The sequence below is a fragment of the Mesorhizobium sp. CNPSo 4688 genome (assembly GCF_057784295.1).
In genome coordinates this window covers 383,707-398,816 of sequence record NZ_JBWLUY010000006.1, presented here as the reverse complement: position 1 = coordinate 398,816, position 15,110 = coordinate 383,707, and the positions used below count along the sequence as shown (strand labels likewise).

The 15,110-nt window shown below is 60.1% G+C and carries 20 protein-coding genes; 4 read left to right on the top strand and 16 right to left on the bottom strand.

Features of this window, described 5'->3' with window-relative positions; all coding sequences use genetic code 11:
* Nucleotides 1-176: 176 nt before the first annotated feature.
* Both AC04SH_RS14085 and AC04SH_RS14080 read right to left on the bottom strand, forming a co-directional pair.
* Nucleotides 177-440 carry a hypothetical protein gene (locus AC04SH_RS14085; RefSeq protein ID WP_488575466.1) on the bottom strand — a complete coding sequence of 88 codons (264 nt, stop codon included), beginning with the start codon at nt 438-440 and terminating at the stop codon, nt 177-179.
* A 153-nt stretch (nt 441-593) separates the two neighbouring features.
* On the bottom strand, nt 594-992 hold the full coding sequence (locus AC04SH_RS14080) for a c-type cytochrome (RefSeq protein WP_477231836.1): 399 nt from the start codon (nt 990-992) through the stop codon (nt 594-596).
* Nucleotides 993-1,159: 167 nt separating this feature from the next.
* Between AC04SH_RS14080 and AC04SH_RS14075 the strand changes: the two genes are divergently transcribed.
* Nucleotides 1,160-1,996 (top strand): universal stress protein, encoded by an 837-nt coding sequence (locus tag AC04SH_RS14075; RefSeq protein ID WP_488575465.1) that lies wholly within the window; start codon nt 1,160-1,162, stop codon nt 1,994-1,996.
* Between the two features lie 141 nt (nt 1,997-2,137).
* Here AC04SH_RS14075 and AC04SH_RS14070 read toward each other — a convergent pair whose 3' ends face one another.
* From AC04SH_RS14070 to AC04SH_RS14045, 6 genes are all read right to left on the bottom strand, one after another.
* A complete protein-coding gene (locus AC04SH_RS14070) occupies nt 2,138-2,263 on the bottom strand; it encodes a hypothetical protein (protein WP_477231834.1) in 126 nt (41 codons plus the stop codon).
* Nucleotides 2,264-2,378: 115 nt separating this feature from the next.
* Nucleotides 2,379-3,074, bottom strand: a complete 696-nt coding sequence (locus tag AC04SH_RS14065) for a phosphoribosyltransferase (protein WP_488575464.1) — start codon at nt 3,072-3,074, stop codon at nt 2,379-2,381.
* A 3-nt stretch (nt 3,075-3,077) separates the two neighbouring features.
* The gene (locus AC04SH_RS14060; RefSeq protein ID WP_488575463.1) at nt 3,078-3,527 is read right to left on the bottom strand and encodes a DUF2267 domain-containing protein; all 450 of its coding nucleotides are present in this window, start codon (nt 3,525-3,527) and stop codon (nt 3,078-3,080) included.
* A 181-nt stretch (nt 3,528-3,708) separates the two neighbouring features.
* A complete protein-coding gene (locus AC04SH_RS14055; protein ID WP_488575462.1) occupies nt 3,709-4,401 on the bottom strand; it encodes a hypothetical protein in 693 nt (230 codons plus the stop codon).
* 64 nt (nt 4,402-4,465) lie between these two features.
* Complete coding sequence (locus tag AC04SH_RS14050) at nt 4,466-5,020, bottom strand: Spy/CpxP family protein refolding chaperone (protein ID WP_488575461.1); 555 nt, start codon at nt 5,018-5,020, stop codon at nt 4,466-4,468.
* Between the two features lie 72 nt (nt 5,021-5,092).
* Nucleotides 5,093-5,530, bottom strand: coding sequence for a hypothetical protein (locus AC04SH_RS14045; protein ID WP_488575460.1), 438 nt, complete (start codon nt 5,528-5,530; stop codon nt 5,093-5,095).
* A gap of 611 nt (nt 5,531-6,141) precedes the next feature.
* Here AC04SH_RS14045 and AC04SH_RS14040 point away from each other — a divergent pair.
* Entirely contained in the window at nt 6,142-6,339 is a 198-nt protein-coding gene (locus tag AC04SH_RS14040; RefSeq protein ID WP_477231828.1) for a hypothetical protein, read from the top strand.
* A 147-nt stretch (nt 6,340-6,486) separates the two neighbouring features.
* Here AC04SH_RS14040 and AC04SH_RS14035 read toward each other — a convergent pair whose 3' ends face one another.
* The 4 genes from AC04SH_RS14035 to AC04SH_RS14020 all read right to left on the bottom strand — a co-directional run bounded on the left by AC04SH_RS14035 (nt 6,487) and on the right by AC04SH_RS14020 (nt 9,008).
* Complete coding sequence (locus AC04SH_RS14035; protein ID WP_488575459.1) at nt 6,487-7,026, bottom strand: Hsp20/alpha crystallin family protein; 540 nt, start codon at nt 7,024-7,026, stop codon at nt 6,487-6,489.
* Nucleotides 7,027-7,384: 358 nt separating this feature from the next.
* Nucleotides 7,385-7,828 (bottom strand): DUF3775 domain-containing protein, encoded by a 444-nt coding sequence (locus AC04SH_RS14030; protein ID WP_488575458.1) that lies wholly within the window; start codon nt 7,826-7,828, stop codon nt 7,385-7,387.
* Between the two features lie 133 nt (nt 7,829-7,961).
* Nucleotides 7,962-8,138: a hypothetical protein gene (locus AC04SH_RS14025; RefSeq protein ID WP_488575457.1), complete on the bottom strand. Its 177-nt coding sequence runs from the start codon at nt 8,136-8,138 to the stop codon at nt 7,962-7,964.
* 66 nt (nt 8,139-8,204) lie between these two features.
* Nucleotides 8,205-9,008 (bottom strand): universal stress protein, encoded by an 804-nt coding sequence (locus AC04SH_RS14020; protein ID WP_488575477.1) that lies wholly within the window; start codon nt 9,006-9,008, stop codon nt 8,205-8,207.
* Between AC04SH_RS14020 and AC04SH_RS14015 the strand changes: the two genes are divergently transcribed.
* Nucleotides 9,007-9,189, top strand: coding sequence for a hypothetical protein (locus AC04SH_RS14015; protein WP_488575456.1), 183 nt, complete (start codon nt 9,007-9,009; stop codon nt 9,187-9,189). The genes AC04SH_RS14020 and AC04SH_RS14015 overlap by 2 nt on opposite strands.
* A gap of 86 nt (nt 9,190-9,275) precedes the next feature.
* Here the strand turns inward: AC04SH_RS14015 and groL are convergent, their stop codons facing one another.
* Nucleotides 9,276-10,898, bottom strand: coding sequence for a chaperonin GroEL (gene groL / locus AC04SH_RS14010; protein ID WP_488575455.1), 1,623 nt, complete (start codon nt 10,896-10,898; stop codon nt 9,276-9,278).
* A 157-nt stretch (nt 10,899-11,055) separates the two neighbouring features.
* Between groL and AC04SH_RS14005 the strand changes: the two genes are divergently transcribed.
* The gene (locus tag AC04SH_RS14005; RefSeq protein ID WP_488575454.1) at nt 11,056-11,562 is read left to right on the top strand and encodes a hydrolase; all 507 of its coding nucleotides are present in this window, start codon (nt 11,056-11,058) and stop codon (nt 11,560-11,562) included.
* 364 nt (nt 11,563-11,926) lie between these two features.
* On the opposite strand, the gene arcC is transcribed toward AC04SH_RS14005, so the two are convergent.
* The 3 genes from arcC to AC04SH_RS13990 are packed head-to-tail and all read right to left on the bottom strand — an operon-like array spanning nt 11,927 to nt 15,103.
* Nucleotides 11,927-12,868 carry a carbamate kinase gene (arcC, locus tag AC04SH_RS14000; RefSeq protein WP_488575453.1) on the bottom strand — a complete coding sequence of 314 codons (942 nt, stop codon included), beginning with the start codon at nt 12,866-12,868 and terminating at the stop codon, nt 11,927-11,929.
* 1 nt (nt 12,869) lies between these two features.
* Entirely contained in the window at nt 12,870-13,871 is a 1,002-nt protein-coding gene (argF, locus tag AC04SH_RS13995) for an ornithine carbamoyltransferase (RefSeq protein ID WP_488575452.1), read from the bottom strand.
* A gap of 17 nt (nt 13,872-13,888) precedes the next feature.
* Nucleotides 13,889-15,103: an arginine deiminase gene (locus tag AC04SH_RS13990; protein WP_488575451.1), complete on the bottom strand. Its 1,215-nt coding sequence runs from the start codon at nt 15,101-15,103 to the stop codon at nt 13,889-13,891.
* Nucleotides 15,104-15,110 lie beyond the last annotated feature (7 nt).

Sequence of the window (15,110 nt, the reverse complement as noted above, 5' to 3'; positions counted from 1 at the left end):
AATAGCTCCGACATTTCCGGGGGTTAGCTGCGGGTGGTCGCCAACACTTGGCTGAGACGACGCTGTGAGCGCCCCAAACCCCCGACTTTTGGTCGTCCGTCTCAGTCGGGCGAATTCCGTAGCCAAGTGTTTGCCAAAGCGATGGTCGACTGATCAGCGAGATGCTCGCCGGATGGTTAGAAGCCCAGGAGCGCAGCCTGGCTAGTCCAGCCGTACGGCAGGTCAGAGACCCGCGAGAGCCTGTGCGCCGTCAGTTCGACAGGCTGATCACCTGCGACGATGCCAGACGCAATCTTCGGGGCAAGAAAAGCGAAGGGCAGGAGGCGACTTACCTCGGATGTACCGGTGCCGTTGAGCATGGCGACATCGCTGAGGTTGCGATTGGCTCCGTCCGTAAGTTGGCCGAGGTACAATTGGGCTCGACGCAGAAGATCGATCAAGGCGCCATCGGGTTCTCGGCTGCTGTTGGATCCGTCTGTAGGCAAGATCCGCGTTTCGACGCCGCGCCGCTTCATACCGATGGGACATTCGATGGAGGCTACCAGGGCTCCGCCGCGCGTGATTTTGGCGATCTTCGCTGCTGCTCCCCAGATCTAGTGCTGCAGCGTCTCGATGTAGCCAGCCAGGTTGTGGATGCGTTCCGTGGTCACCACCTCGCCGCCACTAGGGCCGTAGGTTTTTGCATCGTCCTCAAGGAATCGACGACCCCAGACCGGCATCTCGCGGTTGCCGTGGCTTGGCGTGGCGTAGCGGCCGTCAATAGTTGCGAAGACCCTGGAATAGGGAAAGGTCCCGCCATTGCGTTCGGAAAGGTGCGTCAGGTCGGCCGGTCGCTTGACCAGCAGGTCGCGCAAGGGCCCGTCACCCTTGCCATCGATACCGTGGCAGACAGCGCAGGAGTTCAGATATTCCGCCTGGCCGTAACTCATCTCCTGCCCATTGGATGCTTCGCAGGTCATGGTTGCTAGAGCCAATACGAGCAGGAATCTCATGGGCGCATCCACCGATTGATCGATCGAGCGTATCGCGTCGACCGGCACATGCGTTGATCCGGATCAATTCGGTGTCGGGCATGGTCTTTGATTCAACGCAATGAACGTGCCGAACCGTCTTGTTATCATTGTTGCCGAATGTGACATGAGATCGGGGAGCAGCCGTCATGGCATTCAGGACGATACTTACGGTTACGGGACCGCATATGGGCGACGACGATCTCAAACTCGCCGCTCACCTTTGCGACGAAATCGGCGCCCATCTTGCTGTTCTTGCCGTTGTCATCGCCGCGCCGCCGCCAGTCGGGGAGTATGCAGCAATCGTTTCAGAAGACTGGCTGAAGGAGCGAAAGGCCGATGAGAAGCTCTTGAAAAAGCGAGCCTCTGCCGTGTCGGCCTTTCTCGCTAACAGCGCCCTTTCGGCGGATGTCGCCAGCGAATATCCAGAGGTCGCCTGGGCTGACGAAAGAATTGGTCGCCGTGCACGCTACGCCGACATTACAGTGGTCGGACCCGAATTGCTCGCAAGCGAGACGCTCAAGAGCAAAGTGATCGAAGGCGTCTTGTTTTCTTCCGGGAAGCCGCTGCTGATCGTTCCCCCGGGGACGCGGCCGACACTGAAGCCGAAGCGGGTAATGGTCGCGTGGGATGCTCGTCTGGAGTCATCGCGCGCCGTCCGTGAATCACTCGATATGTTAACAGGCGCCGACGAAGTGCGTCTCGTCATGGTCGATCCGGTGGAGGACGAATACCACCACGGTCAGGAACCTGGAGCTGATGCGGCAGCCTACCTCGCCCGCCATGGCGTGAAGGTAACAGTCGACCGCCTGCCGAGTGCGAACCATTCCATTGCTGATGTTCTTCGCCAGCACGCGATCGACAGCAGCGCCGAGCTGATGGTGATGGGCGCCTATGGTCATTCCCGGTTGCGCGAGCGGATTTTCGGCGGCGTCACCAAGTCGATGCTTGAGAATCAATCGCTGCCTCTCTTGATGGCGCGATGAAGCACGGCCAGTGTGCCGCGACCGCTGTCTTAGGCTGTCTTAGGCTGTCTTAGATAGTACGCTCTTTCGCTTCGCGACCTGACACGTGCTCGATCGAAATCCGAAAGAACACATGTGTGGAGTGGTCCGCAAGCGCAGGTGTTACCGGCTTAAGGGCGCCTCTCCCTCATAGAGGTCGAGATCGACACCGCGCAGGGCGAACACCTCGACCTCGCCTGAGCGGTAGACCTTGGTCACCCCATGGGCGGAAAAAATCGGAGAATGCATGCTTTGCGGGCCTTGTGTTCCCGCCGACTCTCGCCGCGTTCGCGGCCCGGCACCTTGACGTTCATCAAACCCTGCCGCCGATAGCCTGGCGGACGGAAAACGGAATTTGCAACACTCAAGCCAACCCGGCCTTGGTGGTCCGGCGCCGAATTGTTCGCTGACCCGCACTGCGTTCTTGCCTGGCTTCGACCAGCGCGTCCGTCACTTCGTCATCGGTAAGCTGGGGGAAGCTGCGGTAGTGGTAACCCAGGGCATGGAAACGTGGCGGCTGGCTGAGGCACACGACCTGATCCGCTTCCTGGGCGAGCTCGGCCAATGTGTCGGGCGGCGCGACCGGGATCGCCACGACGATCGCGCGGGGCGACCGCCGCTTGAGGGCGCGGATCGCAACCTTCATGGTCGTCCCGGTCGCGACACCGTCGTCGACGATGATTGCCGTCTTTCCGGTGATCGATAGAGGTGGGCGCTCGCCACGATAGACGAGCCGGCGCCGTTCCAGTTCCGGGCGCTCCTTGGCGATCAAGACGCGAAGCTCATCATCGTCGAGCGCGTAGGCCTCGACGATCTCGCGGTTCAGCACGATGTCCGGAGGGTTGCCATCCACGATCGCCGCGACGGCCAGTTCAGGATTTCCCGGCGCACCCACTTTGCGCACGATAACCAGATCGAGCGGCGCCTTCAGGGCTTTGGCCACTTCGGCGGCGACAGGAACACCACCTCGCGGCAGGGCGAGAACGACCGGCCGATGTAAACCGAGTTTCTCCAACTCGATGGCAAGCTTTTGTCCGGCTTCCCGACGATCACGGAACATGGGTCAATCCATCGGCCAGAGGTGACGAAGGGATTTCTTCATCGAGTTCCGGACCTGGACGATTTCGCCATGCGATATGTGACGGTCGAGGACCTTGAAAACCGCCTTGATTGCCTGGTCGATATCGACGTCAGGCTCATATCCAAAGCTGTTTCGAACACAAATCACAAAGCTGTTTCGAACACAAATCACGAAGTCGCGCTTCTTCCTTTCCCACATCGGTGTGTCCGGTTTCCAGCCTTCGAAATATATGCCCCTGATGAGCGTCGGCAGCTGAGCGGAAAGGTCGGCCATCTCCTCTGGCGTCAGCCAGTCGCGTAGTGTGTGCAGGACGGATTTCAAAAGCCTGTGGGCATTTTGTTCACTCCAGCCCATGTCCTGAGCCAACTCGTTCACCCATTGCTGGGCCTGCTCGGCGGCGTGAGTGAAACCCGTGGCTGACGTGTGAGTCATGCGATCGCTCCTTCAATTTGTCTTGCCACTCTGGCGTACGGAGCGATGTTCACATTGAGCCGGATCAAATCATCCTGGTGTGACCGTGCCAGGCGAGCGAGCAGGGCGAGCGGGTAGGAAATGAACTCCATTCTTTCAAAAAACCAATCGTCTCTCTTGAGAAATAGGAACATGTTCCTACCTAAGGGCTGCCCCATGTCCTCCCCTGACGTGGGTGAGCGATGGGTTGTCCTCCCTGATCCGTCGCGATGCTGAGCCCGCTGCCACCACCCTCCGGCAGCGGGCTTCCTTTTGTCGATACATCTGATTGAGTGCGGTGGGACTCGGTCGCGAGGTGACCCATACATTGCCTGAAATTGCTGACTACGGATTCCCCTGGCGCAGATGCAATCTTGTAGGTTCGCATTTCGGCGTTTGAATCTGGCCGCGCAAAACGCAATTCATAAGTCCCGGAGATCACCGCGTGAATGAAAGCCGTGGCGACAAGAGGATCTTGTGTCGTCGCCATGACGGTGCCGTCGTCGTAGATTTCGGAGTCCAAATGGCCGAGCGAGTTGAATGTGCGGGAGCTGAATGCGGCGTCTGAAATCTGCACTATTTGGTATGTATCGGTTGTCGTGATGTCGGCCGCGCCCATCAGAAAGCCGGCCAGAACCGTTCCGTCGAATTTGTTATAACCGGCAATCGTGATGAACTTGACGACTTCCCGCGATGGCGGGTTGGTGGCGTCGAGGACCATCTCGCACACCTTGGCCTCTTCGCTCTCGTCAGTCCAATTGCTGTAGACAACCCCCGTCGGAAAGATCGTCGAGCCGGCGGCCTGGTTGGTGCCGAGCAGAGCTAGCGCGGTCAGAAGGCGAAGTGCGACGCACATGCGTTCAGTTCCTCCGCGATTCTCCAGCTCAGTCAGCGCGTTACACGATCAGGCCGCAGCGGAGCTATCGGAACATCATTCCAGGGCCGAAGCCCGAGCGCCCCATGCCCATGCCCATCATCGGCAGGACAATCTCGTCGGCCGCTTGCTTCTGCTCATCGCTCAGCTTTGAGTATAGTTTTCCCACTGCTGCCCTGACAGTCTTCACCTGTTCCAGACGCGCTTCGAGATGGGCCTGTTGGTAGGCCAGTCGCTGGGGCAGGGCCTTCTTCAGGAACTCACCGTCCTGGAATTCCTTGAGCATGCCCTGCATCAACGTGTTGTGCGACTCGGCCGTGCTGCGGATGACGCCGGCCAGTTCATCCCAGGAGGGCGTCTGCTCGTCGGTGATTTTCAGTTCCGTCTTGAGGAAGGCGAGGCGTCCGTCGATCCGATCGAGCATCTCGTCTGAATCATAGCCACCCATCGGGCCGCTCATGCCCCATTGACCCATCATCATCCGGCCCATGCCCCAACGAGGCCACCAACCAGAATCATTGTCTTCGGCGCCAGCCACAACCGGCATCGCGACAACACCCAGCATCAGCCCGGCTGCGAAGATACTGCGCAAATTGAACATCGGTTGTCTCCTTCACAGCGAGTCCAGAATGCGAAAGAAATCACACGGTGGCGGTGGCGACCTTGACCTGCATCAACGAGCGCTGGCGGAATCGTCAATGCGGCATAGCCGCAGGTGCGGATTGCTGGGGGTGCATTCGTAAAGCGAGTGGCTTCCCAAGCTACCGGGGTCCCGCGCGATCGGAACATGCCTTTGGTGGAACTGACGCATCCCGGCGGGATTAGACGCGGGCGATTTGGCTGTGATATGTGGGTACACAGATGAACAGGGAAGCCGCTGCGGCTGCTTATGTGATGAGTGGATAAGCGGATCGCCCGCCTGAATATCGAGCATTTTCGACAGCGCCTGGCCGAGGAGCAAGATCAGCTCAAGCGGAAGGCATTGCTTGAATTGCTCGAGAAAGAAGAAGAAAAACTCAGAAAAGCCGAAGCGACCGATAAGGGAGCAAACGGGCGGAACAACAAATAGAGAAACGCGAAAGGCCCCTACACCTTGTTGGCTGGCTCCCATGGTCTCCAATGGGTGGGTGAGATATCAACCCTCTCCTTCGTGGCCGACTTGGTCCAGCCGGTCAGAATACGCCTGCAGGGAAAAACGAGAGCGTGAACGCCGTCCCCGTCCATGACGGCCAATTCCAAATCGCGATCGAAAGGGGCGGTCGATATTGGTTGCCACATAGATTTATTTTTGGACGGAATCGCCAAAAGGGCATTGACGCATGTCAAATCCGACGACCCGGCATCTTGCGTGCCGGGCACGGGAATAGGCTCCAAACGGAGATCAACAGTTGAGTTTACCACTGTTGGGCCGCCACGTTCCGCAAGGTCTGCCATTTTTATCGTCTCGCTGCTGCGCAGGCCCGGCATGTGATTGTGCCTTCTGCTTTGGGTGTTGAGACGCGGGAAGACGCTCTCGATGGTGAAGCTGATTCACCAAGATTGATACGACAACCTGCCTCTGGTTATCAGATCAATGGCGCAATATCTGAAATTGCGAAATCCGGTTTGGTCCTTATGGGATTCCACCTAGGCTGCCGCAGCGGACCAGCGTTGGCCGTAAATGGCTTAGGCCGGCACGGGACTTGGGTGTAGAATGGTATGTCCTGGCAATGGAGGTAAGTCATGGACCGGTTCATTGCTCGCGCGAACATCGCCCATTTTCAGGATCTCCTCGCTCGCGAGACCGATCCGGAACAGCGGCGCGTCATCGAAGGCTTGCTGGCGTTGGAGCAGAAGAAGCTAGAAATAGCCGAAAGCCAAGCACGCGATCGGTCCCGCGAACCTGGCATCCCAGGAAGTATTGCCAAACTATCGCGCTGAGACGGCGCGCGGCAACACACCCTAGAGGAACGGTACCCGTTTCGCCGCCCGGCTTTGCTCTTAAGTAAACGAGGCTCGGCAAATTGCCTTCTCTCAAAGGGTCTCAGCGCGCCGGTCAGGCGCGCTGAGGACCACCAGCCGCGGCAATCAGGCGGCCTTGACGGTAATCTTCTTCTCGGCTTTTTGAGCCTCGGTCGTCTTTGGCAATTTGACCGTCAGCACACCCTTGGCGAAGGTCGCTTCGATCCTGTCGGCGTCGACGCCTTCAGGCAGTTGGAAGGAACGCTGGAAGGAGCCGTAGCGGCGCTCGGACAGGTAGTAGTCTTTTTCCTTCTCCTCTTTTTCCTCGGTCTTTTCGCCCTTGATGGTCAGTGTGCGGTTGGCGAGTTTGATCTCGACGTTCTTTTCGTCGATGCCGGGCAATTCGGCCGTGATCTCGTACTCCTTGTCCTTGTCGACGAGATCCATGGCCGGCGCGACCGACCAGCCCGCATTGCGCAGGGACGGCAGTTCGTGAGCGAACAGGGAGCGTGTCGAAGGCAGGCGAAAGTCGAACGGGTGAAAGTCGTCGAATAGCCGGTCGATTTCGCGGCGCAGGCTTTCGAACGGGGTGGTCCAGTTGCCGGTTGGCGCCGGCGCAGTGCTCTTCTCGGTCCTGACAGGCAGTTTGGTGGCAGCTTCAGCCATGATTCTTCTCCTTGAAGGTGAGTTGATGGCCAGGTGCCGCCGCCTCCACCCTTCCACCTTAGGTCTCCCAAGAGGCGCTAGAGCCGGAGGTCGGCGGACCCGCTTGCCAAGTGTCGTCGCCGAACTGGTCCGTTGCTTCGCGAATCCGCGGTTTTGCCGCAGGTCATCGCGCCCGCGTCGCCAAATCTAGCTCAGCCTAGCAAGAACAGCATTAAAGCCCCTGCAAAGGGGCGGCTCATTGATCGAGATCAATGGCGGCAGAAAATGTCTTCGCTTAGGCCCGATGGCGATGCCATCAAGGGATCGTGCGCGGCGACATCGAACGCCGTCCGCCAGCAAGCTTAGCGCGTTGTGATGACTAAAAGTGCTCGCGTTTATATTCGACACAGGAGTAGCCGAGTGTCGAAAGGCCATCGGCGAGATGGTCTGCAAGCAGCGGTGTCCCACAGAGATAGCCGGCGGTATGCTCGTTGTGCGCGTCAGCTGCCTGCTGGCGGACACTTTGCCACTCGTCGGCGGACTGGTCGTCGCGACCCAGCCACATCAGGGCCACCAGGTCGATTTGTGCGTCGACGGAGAGATCGGAAATCAGCGACTGCAATTCTTCGAGAACCGGGTCGTCGTCATGATCCTCAAGGATCGCGGCGGAATGATCGTCAGACGGATTGGAGGCGGGGTTGGGTTCGGTCACCGGATCCTTGGCATCGAACTCGCGCGCCTTCATGATGATGAAGCATACCGTTTCGAGCGGAACTTCGAGTTCGGTTTCGCCGTCGCCAATTCTGTTCGCTGCCCTTTCCATCATACCGGTTCCTTCAGCTGCTGTTCGTCTTCCCGTCCCCGGACGACGCGTTTGCCTGCTATCGACCCCGTTGTTTCGTGACGACAATTCAAGCCAGACGACGGCGCCGAAATGCCTGCGTCAAGGAAACGCGCTAGTCGCCGTCATCGAACGGGTAAAGGTGGACTACCTTGAGTGTGACCGGGATGTCGTGGCCCTCGATCAGAACAGTGGCCCACCGGTCCCCCAGATCGTCTTGCCAAGTTTTGGTGACGCGGCACCTTACGGCCAGATCCATGCCAACCTCGACCTTGTCCGTTCTCTTTGCCATCATTGGACTCCCATTCGCTTTCGCCTCGACGCTGCTTTTCGCTTCCTGCTCTCCAGGGTCACCGCGTCAGTTAGAGAGCAGCCGGTTAATCGCCCCTTGCTTCAGCAAGGAACGGGTCATGCCGCCAAACGCCCATTCGCGGATGCGGCTGTGGCCATAGCCGCCCGCGACCACAAGTTCGGTGCCCATCGCCCGGGCGAGCTCACAGACGGCTTCGCAGGCGTCTTCCTTGCCGACGCCTAGAACCTCCGATCTCGCCTTGACGCCATGCCTCATCAGGAACCGGACGACGTCGCCGACACTTTCGCGGGCATCCCTCTGGTTCTGTTCCTCCATCGTCGCCACGAGCACATCTTGTGCGTCGGTCAGAAAGGGCAGTGCGTCGATGACCGCGCGCCGAGCTTCGCGAGTATCCTTCCACGCCACCACAACCTTCTTGGGGTCGGGCGGAGCAAGTTGGTCGGCCGCAATCAGCACGGGCCGTCCGGCCGACAGTACCAGCGTCCCTACATCGACCGCCCGGTGGTGATCGGCCATAGCGCCTGAAACCGGCGCTCCGGTTACGATGAGGTCGGCGGCGCGCGCATGCATCGCCAGCAGACGTGTCGGATCGCCAATCTCCTCGCGCCAGAGGGCATCGTCTCCGACGACACTCAGGAATTCTTCCTTCAGGATCTTCAGGCGATCCTCGATCTCGGTCCGGCGTTGTCGCATGATTTCCGCCGCCGCCATGCCGCCATCGTCACCCGGAACAAACACGTATGAATCGGCCGCGGCGAAACCGATCAGCGAGGCTTCGAAGCGTCGCGCCAACTCCAGTGCATAGGTCGCTCGCGGCGCTGCCGGAGAGTCGACATCGAGTTGAACCATGATGGTGTTGAAAGTCATTTTTCCTGCCTCCGATGAGATTTATCGCAGCATCGCCGGGGGTCTGATCTTGCGCCTTGATGCGCGTCAAAACCCGCCTGTCCTGGCAGTTCATCTGCGCAATTCGTCGTCGACGGCTGGCGAGACGCCGGACGCAGTAGCCAAGAGAGAACAATCGACTTGAATGAGAATGCGGGCAACGCGGCACTGCTGCGCCGAAATCATCATCGAGTTGTCTATTCCACCTTGGCAACGGCGCTTCGCGCGATGCTACATAGTCATCTCTGGTTCGAGAGCGCGTTCTTTCGCCGGGTCCGGAATTTCGGTCATGGTCGCTTCCGTCAAGAGCAGAACACTGGCGACGGAGACGGCGTTTTCCAAGGCGATGCGCACCACTTTGGTCGGATCGATGATGCCGGCCTCGACGAGGTCGACGTATTCTTTGCGTCCGGCGTCGAAGCCGAAATTGCCGGTGCCTTCAATCATCTTGGCAATAACAACGCCACCGTCGACGGCGGAGTTCTCGGCGATCTGCCTGACCGGCGCTTCGAGAGCCCGCTTGAGGATCTGCACGCCGGTCCGCTCGTCGCCTTCGCAATGCTGCTCCTCGTCAGCCACCGTCGTGATGCAGCGCAAGAGGGCAAGGCCACCGCCTGGCACGATGCCTTCGGCGACCGCGGCCTTGGTGGCGCTGATGGCGTCGTCGAGCGCTTCCTTTTTCGACTTCATTTCGGCCTCGGTCGGCGCGCCGACCTTGATGACGGCGACACCACCCGCAAGCTTGGCCAGCCGCTCCTGCAGCTTTTCGCGATCATAGTCGCTCGTCGTATTGTCGATCTCGCGCCGAATCTGTTCGACACGGCCCTTGATTGCCTTGGCATCACCGCCACCGCCGATGATCGTCGTATTGTCCTTGTCGACGACCACGCGCTTGGCCCGCCCCAACTGCTCCATCGTGACATTTTCCAGCTTGAGCCCGAGGTCCTCGGAGATGACCTGACCGCCGGTCAGGATGGCGATGTCCTGCAGCATGGCCTTGCGACGGTCGCCGAAGCCGGGCGCCTTGACGCCGCAATTCTTGAACGTGCCCCGGATCTGGTTGACGATAAGCGTCGCAAGAGCCTCGCCTTCGACTTCTTCTGCAATCACCAGCAATGGCGAACCGGACTTCGCCACAGCTTCAAGCAGCTTGATAAGATCGTTCAGCGAAGCAATCTTCTTCTCCACGAGCAGCACCAGCGCGTCTTCAAGGACCGCTTCCATCTTCTCCGGATCGGTCACGAAATACGGTGACAGGAATCCGCGATCGAACTGCATGCCTTCGACGACGTCCAGAACGGTCTCGGTGGTCTTCGACTCTTCGACCGTGATGACGCCTTCGCCGCCGACCTTCTCCATTGCCTCGCCGACCAGTTCGCCGATGAGCGGATCGTTGTGCGCGGAGATCGTCGCCACCTGCTCCTTCTCGCGGCGGGTCGAGACCGGTCGAGATATCTGCTTGAGCGTTTCGATCGCACGTTTGGTGGCGCGATCGAGACCGCGCTTGATATCGATCGCGCTGGCGCCGGCGACGACGTTGCGCACGCCATCGGCAAACATCGCGTGGGCGAGAATCGTCGATGTGCTCGTGCCGTCGCCAACCATGTCGCCCGTCTTCTCCGCTGCCTGCCTCAGCATTCGCGCGCCGAGATTCTCCTCGGGATCCTTGAGGTCGAATTCCTTGGCGATCGTCACTCCATCGTTGCAAACGATCGGCGCTCCCCATTTCTTTTCGATCAGCACCGACTTCGAGCGCGGTCCGAGCGTAACCCGCACGGCGTCGGCGAGCTGAGTCGCGCCGCGAAGGATCTTTTCGCGCGCGGCTGAACGAAACAGTACCTGTTTGTGAGCCATGGCCATCTCCGAGAACTGTACCCTGGTTTAGCTAACAGGGTTCCGGTCTGTCGGCCTTGATGCGCATCAATCGCGATCAAGGGCCATGTTGACGAATATCAATGACGACGGGACGCGTTACCTGCGTGATAGGATCAATCCAATCTGGAGGAGGACCATGCGGACGAATGAAACGCCCCGATACGACGACAGCGTGAATACCACCGGTTGCTGCCCCAGGTTCAATCCCGAGGGCTGGGACGGTCAGGAACTCCACTTCAAGGGCAAGCGGTTTGTCAAAGCGAAAACCCATAGCGTCATGCACATCCCGATCAACATGGGCAGCGTGTTCGCGCGCGTTAACCAGCACATCGATGGCGCCGGGGCATCCGACCCCGATCAGTTCATCGTACTGAGCAGAGAGATCTCACCCTGGAGCAGCGAGCATCTGTTTGCGGTTTCGAAAGCGGTCCCCGATGAGGAGATGACAACGCTGAGCGGCGACTTCCTGACGAAAGTGTTTGAGGGCCCATACAGCCAGGCCAGGGAATGGCACGATGAGATGCAGCAGATCGCGTGCGATGGAAAATCAGAGCCAGGCGACGTGTATTTCTTCTACACGACATGCCCGAAATGCGCCAAAGCCTACGGGAAGAACTATATTGTGGGGGTTGCGGCCATTTGAGTGGCGGCTGAGGACGAACCCGGAGGTGAGACAATGCCGGCAATGTCCCGCTCCACCGAGACTATCGTCGGAATAGAATCCGCGGCCGAGACCGTGTTTGCCTATCTTGATGACCACAGGCATCTGGGTGCCCATGTGAGCACCTCGTCATGGATGATGCTCGGTTCGAAAATGGACTACGAATTCGATGCAGGCGAAGCCCGCTTGAGGCGAGACGGTCCCGGCTTCGAGTCTTCATCGAATACGACCTGCCGGAAGCGGCACCGTCCCGTTGGCTTGGCCTGATCTTTGCTAATGTATACGCGCGCTGGTGTACTGGCCGGATGGCGAAAGACGCAGCCCGTTAGTTCGCAACGGCGGGGGCTCAGGCAGTCCCTTCGACAGGCTGAGCGAGACGAGCGGCGGCTTCGAACCAGGTTCCGCTTTCACCTCTGACGATTTCGCTGGCATCATCGAGCTTGCCGATCGCTGCAGGTTTGCCCGTTGCATCAGCGAATTCGATTGCAGCGCTGACCTTCGGCCCCATGGAGCCCGCCGCAAAATCCCGCCCGGATATCTCCGTCGTTGCAACCCGACGGAGCGCCCGGGCGGTGGCGGTGCCGTAGCCAGTATAGACCGCATCGACATCGGTCAGCATCAGCAGCATGTCGGCCTTCAGCTGACGCGCGAGAAGTGAACTCGCCAGATCCTTGTCGATGACTGCTTCCACGCCGCAAAGACTGCCGTCGTCCCGGGCTATCACCGGAACGCCGCCGCCGCCGGTGCAGATGACGATCACGCCGCGCTCGACCAGGAACGAGATCACTGAAGCTTCCAGGATCACCAACGGCTTGGGCGAAGGCACCACGCGGCGCCATTTGTTCCCATCGGGGGCAATCTGCCAGTCGCGCTCGCTGGCAAGCCTGCGTGCGGTTGCCTCATCGTAGACGGGGCCGATAGGCTTCGTCGGGTGAGCGAAAGCCGGATCGTGCGGATCGACCTTAACCTGTGTCAGCAGGGTCGCAAACAGCCTCTCCTTGAGGAGGTTGCCGAGCTCCTGTTCAATGACGTAGCCGATCATCCCTGCGCTTTCGGCGCCAATCACGTCGAGTGGAAATGTGCGGCCATCCGAGGTTGCAGCTGCCTGCAGGGCCAGAAGTCCCACCTGTGGACCGTTGCCGTGTGTGACCACAATCGAATGCCCTTCGCCGACGAGTTTGGCCAGCACGGACGCAGCGCGCACGATGTTGACGCGCTGATTGCCGGCGGTCATCGGTTCTCCGCGACGCAACAGTGCGTTCCCGCCGAGCGCAACGACGATAAGCATCTCAGTTGCCGATCGTGGCGACGAGCAGGGCCTTGATGGTGTGCATCCGGTTTTCGGCCTGGTCGAAGACGATCGACGCGGCCGACCCGAACACCTCGTCGGTGACCTCCATGCAGTCGATGCCGTATTCTTTGGCGATGAAGGCCCCGATCTCGGTCTCGGTGTCGTGGAACGCCGGCAGGCAATGCATGAATTTGACGTGGGGGTTGCCGGCGGCGGCCATCACCTCGCTGGTGACGCGGTATGGCGTCAAAAGACGAATACGCTCGGTCCAGCCCGATTTGTCCTCACCCATCGACATCCAGACGTCGGTGTAGATGAAATCGGCGTCCTGGACGCAGCCTGTCACGTCCTCGTCGAGCCGGAAACGGCCACCGCTGCGTTCCGCCAGGTCCCTGACATGAGCGCAGAATTCCTCGTCCGGCCAGAGGTCCTTTGGCGAGGCGATGCGCATGTCGATGCCGACCTTGGCGGCACCCAGCGCCAGCGACAGCGCGACATTGTCCCGGCCCTCACCGACGAAGGTGACGGTCATGTCCGAAAGATGCTTGTGCGTAAATTCACGCATGGTCATCAAATCGGCGAGGATCTGCGTCGGATGCGCTTCGTCCGTAAGGCCGTTGTAGACGGGCACGCCGGCATGCGCTGCAAGCAGTTCGGCCTGGTGCTGGCCAAAGCCGCGATATTCGATCGCGTCGTACATGCGGCCGAGCACGCGGGCGGTATCCTTCATCGATTCCTTGTGGCCGATATGGCTGCCAGTGGGGCCGAAATAGGTGACGTGGGCGCCCTGGTCATAGGCCGCTACTTCGAACCCCGTCCGCGTGCGCGTCGAATCCTTCTCGAAGATCAGCGCGATGTTCTTCCTGACAAGACGCGGGATCTCATGACCGGCGAGCTTCGCGGCCTTGAGGTCGGCGGCCAGCTTCAGAAGAAACCGGATCTCGTCGGCGGTGAGATCGTCCAGGGTCAGGACGGAGCGACCGTGAAGATTGATCGACATGGGGATTTCCTTTCGGGTCAGATCGGGTCACGGGCAATCGGACAGGTCATGCAGTGCCCGCCGCCGCGGCCGCGGCTGAGTTCGGCGCCTTCGACCGTGATCACTTCAATCCCGGCACGGCGCAGCAGCGTGTTGGTGTAGACGTTGCGGTCGTAGCCGATGACCACGCCGGGCTCGACCGCAACGACATTGTTGCCATCGTCCCATTGCTCGCGCTCGGCCTCGTAACGGTCGCCGCCCGTGGCGATGATCCTCAGGGACTTCAGCCCAAGTGCTTCCGCAACGACTTCGGTGAACGGTTTTTTCTCATCGGTGACCTCAACCGCCGACTTTCCGCCGCCTGGCCGTAGCGAGAAGGTGCGCAGCCGCTCGACCACTGGCGGATACATGGTCACCAAATCGCGGTCGCAGAAAGTGAAGACGGTATCGAGATGCATGAAACTGCGGTCCCGCGGCATCAGCGCGGCAATCACATGCGTGGCTTCGCCGGCTGCGAACAGGCTGCGGGCGAGGTCGCCCACCGCTTGTGGCGTGGTGCGCTCTCCCATGCCGATGAGAACCGTTCCGCCACCAATCGGCATGACATCACCGCCTTCGAGGCTGGTGCCTGTTCCCAAATCCGGTGAAACAAAGGGTACGCCGCTGTCGCGAAAGCGAGGGTGGAAGCGATAGACGGCTTCGACATTGGCCGCTTCCGGGCGCCTGGCGGGCCAGTACATGGCGTTGACCGAAACCGAAGAATAAATCCAGCACGAACTGTCACGGGTGAAAAGCTGGTTCGGCAGCGGCGGCAGCACGAAATCCTGGGGGGCGAGCGTCCGTCCGGTCAGGCCCTTGGGCTCGAAAGGAAGCTCCGCCCTCGCAATACCCCCGACAAGGTAGGACGAAAGCAGCTCTGACGGCATCTCGTTGAGCCATCCGCGCAGCTCGTCGACCATGTCGAGCCCGACGACGCCGGGATGGACCCGGCGGTCAAGAAGCCAGTCGCGTGCCTTGGTCAGGCCCATTGTCTCAGCCAGGAGCTCCCCGAAGGAATGCACGAGCACGCCGCGTTCGCGCAACGCGTCGACGAAGACATCGTGTTCCTGGCGGGCCCGCTTGACCCACAGCACGTCGTCGAAGAGCAGCGCCTTGCAGTTCTCCGGCGTCAGCCTGCGCAGGCTGAGGTCCGGACGATGGACCATCACCTCACGCAGACGCCCGACCTCGGAATGGACACCCAGGCTTGTCATCGCGTCA